Here is a 3,269-nt window from a genome sequence, read left to right on the forward strand (position 1 = left end):
CACCCGCCTGATCGCCTACATCGTCCCCGAGGAGGTCCCCGGCACCGGTGGAACACCGGCCGGCCTGCGTGAGTCCGTGCGGCAACGGCTGCCGGAGTACATGGCCCCGTCCACGTACGTCGTGCTGGACCGGTTGCCGCTGACCGCCAACGGCAAGCTCGACCGGGCCGCACTGCCCGAACCCGATGCGGGCGCGCGCGTGGACGTGCCGCGGCGCGAGCCCCGGACCGCACGCGAGCGGCTGTTGGGCTCGCTGGTCGCGCAGGCCCTGGGCGTGGACGAGGTCGGGCCCGACGACGACTTCTTCGCGCTCGGCGGGGACAGCATCGTCTCGATCCGGCTGGTCAGTCTCGCTCGCTCGGCGGGTGTCGGGCTCGCGGTCCGGGACGTCTTCGAGCAGCGGACCGTGGCCGGACTGGCCGAGGTCGCCGAGGAACTGGCCCTGTCGGCGCCCGACCCCGACGACTCCGGTGTGGGAGGGGTGGAACCGACCCCGATCATGCGCTGGTTCGACACGCGCGGTGGCGACGTGGACGCGTTCCACCAGGCGATGCTGCTGGAGGCGCCGGCCGAGCTGCGCGAGGAGCACCTCCTCGCGGCCGTTCAGGCGCTCGTGGACCACCACGACGCGCTGCGGCTGACCCGGACTCCGAGCGGTCGGGACGACGGGGGGTGGTCACTCGAGGTCGGCCCGGTGGGCTCCGTGCCGGCCGTGGATCTGGTGCACCGTGTCGAGACCGCCGATGCCGCCGTGGACGCGACGCTGGTCCGCGCACAGGCGGAGGCGGCGTCCGGCCGTCTGTCGGCAGCGCGGGGCGTGCTGATGCAGGTGGTCTGGTTCGACGCCGGACCGGCCGAACGGGGCAGGCTGCTGGTCGTCGTCAACCATCTCGTCGTCGACGGGGTGTCCTGGCGCATCCTGCTCCCCGATCTCATCGCCGCCTGCCAGGCCGCCGGGGCAGGCCGTACGCCGCGGCTGAACCCGGTGGGCACCTCCCTGCGCCGGTGGGCGAGTCTCCTCGCGGCCGAGGCCCGGCGGCCGGCCCGCACCGCGGAGGCGGCGCTGTGGACCGGACTGCTCACGGCGGCCGACCCGCCGCTGACCAGCGGTCGGCTGGACCCCGCGCGGGACACCGTGGGCCGGGCGCGCGCACTTACGCTCTCCCTGCCGCCCGAGGTCACCACCCCGCTCCTGACGTCCGTGCCCACGGCCTTCCACGCGAAGGTCGACGACGTCCTGCTCACCGCGCTCGCCCTGGCGGTCGCCCAATGGCGCCGGAACCACGCCCGAGGCCGCCACACGGCCCTCCTGGTGGACGTGGAGGGACACGGGCGCGAGGAAATCGTCGAGGGCGCGGACCTCTCGCGCACCGTGGGGTGGTTCACCTCGCTGTATCCCGTTCGCGTCGACCCGGGCCCGCTGGCCTGGGAAGAGGTGGTCGGCGGCGGACCGGCGCTCGGGCAGGCCCTGAAACGGGTCAAGGAACAGGTGCGCTCCCTGCCCGACCGGGGCATCGGCTTCGGACTGCTGCGGCACCTCAACCCCGAAACCGGACCGGCACTGGCCGGGCTCGCCGTACCGCAACTCGGATTCAACTACCTCGGCCGGTTCCCCTCAGCGGGCGCCCCCGTGGTCCCGGGCCACCCGCAGTGGACCGTGGCCGCCGAGACCGGTCTGCTGAGCGGCGCCGATCCGGCGACCGCCCTGGCACACGGGCTGGAGGCCAACAGCATGGTCCGCGACGCCCCGGACGGGCCGGAACTGGAGGCCGTCTGGACCTGGGCGCCAGACCTCTGGACCGAACGGGACGTGCGCGCCCTGGCCGACCACTGGTTCCGGGCGATCCGCGGACTGGTCCGGCACGGCGAACGTTCCGGCACCGGCGGTCACAGCCCCTCGGACTTCCCCCTGACCGAACTCAGCCAGCACGACATCGAGCAGCTCGAAGCAGCGTGGAAGGTGCAGAAATGACGTCGTCGGGCCTGGAAGACATCCTCCCCCTCTCCCCGATGCAGGAAGGGCTGCTGTTCCACTCCCGCTACGAGCAGGACGGCGCGGACGTCTACGCGGTACAGCACGTCTTCGCCGTCGAGGGCGCCCTCGACGCGGCACGCCTGCGCGCCGCCGTGCTCGCTCTCGTGCGACGTCACCCGAACCTGCGCGCCGGGTTCCGGCAGGTGGACTCCGGCCGGACCGTGCAGCTGATACCGCGGCAGATCGACCTTCCCTGGGACGAGTTCGACCTGTCGGCCCTCCGTGAAGCTGACGCGGAGGCGGAGCTTGCCCGGCTCGCCGCCAAGGAGCACGCCCGCCGGTTCGACCTGGCCGAGCCGCCTCTGCTGCGCTTCTCTCTGGTGCGCCTCGCCGAGGAGCGCCACCGTCTGATCATGACCACCCACCACATCCTGCTCGACGGCTGGTCGACACCCCTGCTCGTACGCGAGCTGACCGCGCTCTACGACAGCGAGGGCGACACCGGCGCGCTGCCCCGGGTGGTCCCCTACCGTCAGTACCTGGGGTGGCTCGCGCAGCAGGACCAGCCGGCGGCGGAGGCGGCCTGGCGGGAGGCGCTCGGCGGCCTCGGCCAGCCGACGCTGCTCACCCCGGTGGACCCGGGGCGTCCCGGGCTGATGCCGGAGCGGATCACGGTGGAGCTGGACGAGGACCGCACCGCGGCTCTGGCCGACTGGGCACGGCGGCACGGGGTGACCCTGAACACCGTGCTCCAGACGGCCTGGGGGCTCGTGCTGAGTCGGCGCACCGGCCACGACGACGTCGTGTTCGGGACCGTGGTGGCGGGCCGGGACCCGCGGCTGTCCGGAGTCGAGAACATGGTGGGACTGCTCATCAACATGGTGCCTGTGCGGGTGTCCCTGGATCCGGCGCAGTCACTGCTGACCACCGTCGAACAGGTGCAGAGCGCACAGTCGCGGCTCACCGGGCACCACCACCTCGGGCTCGCCCGCATCCAGCAGCTGGCCGGCCTGGGCGACCTCTTCGACACCTCCCTGGTCTTCGAGAACTACCCGTGGGACGAACCCGGTGAACGGCCGGAGACCGGGCTGCGGATCACCCCCGACCTGGGCCTCGGGCGAGACGCGACGCACTACCCGCTGACCCTGATCGCCGCTCCGGGGCGCCGCCTGTACGTCCGGCTGGACTACCGTGACGACCTCTTCGACCGGGCGACGGCCGCCGGATTCGTCGACCGGCTCATCCACGTGCTCGACCTCGTCGTCACGGATCCCTCCCGGCCGATCGGGCGGAT

2 protein-coding genes are annotated in these 3,269 nt (G+C 73.0%); both read left to right on the forward strand.

Annotated elements, in window-relative coordinates; all coding sequences use genetic code 11:
• Window positions 1-1,972, forward strand: a 1,972-nt coding sequence (locus C1708_RS33560) for a condensation domain-containing protein (RefSeq protein ID WP_241911512.1), incomplete at its 5' end; no start/stop codon positions are given.
• Window positions 1,969-3,269: condensation domain-containing protein (locus C1708_RS33565; RefSeq protein ID WP_241911513.1), on the forward strand; the 1,301-nt coding region annotated here is incomplete at its 3' end. The genes C1708_RS33560 and C1708_RS33565, both read left to right, overlap by 4 nt.

Source organism: Streptomyces sp. DH-12, from assembly GCF_002899455.1.
GTDB lineage: Bacteria > Actinomycetota > Actinomycetes > Streptomycetales > Streptomycetaceae > Streptomyces.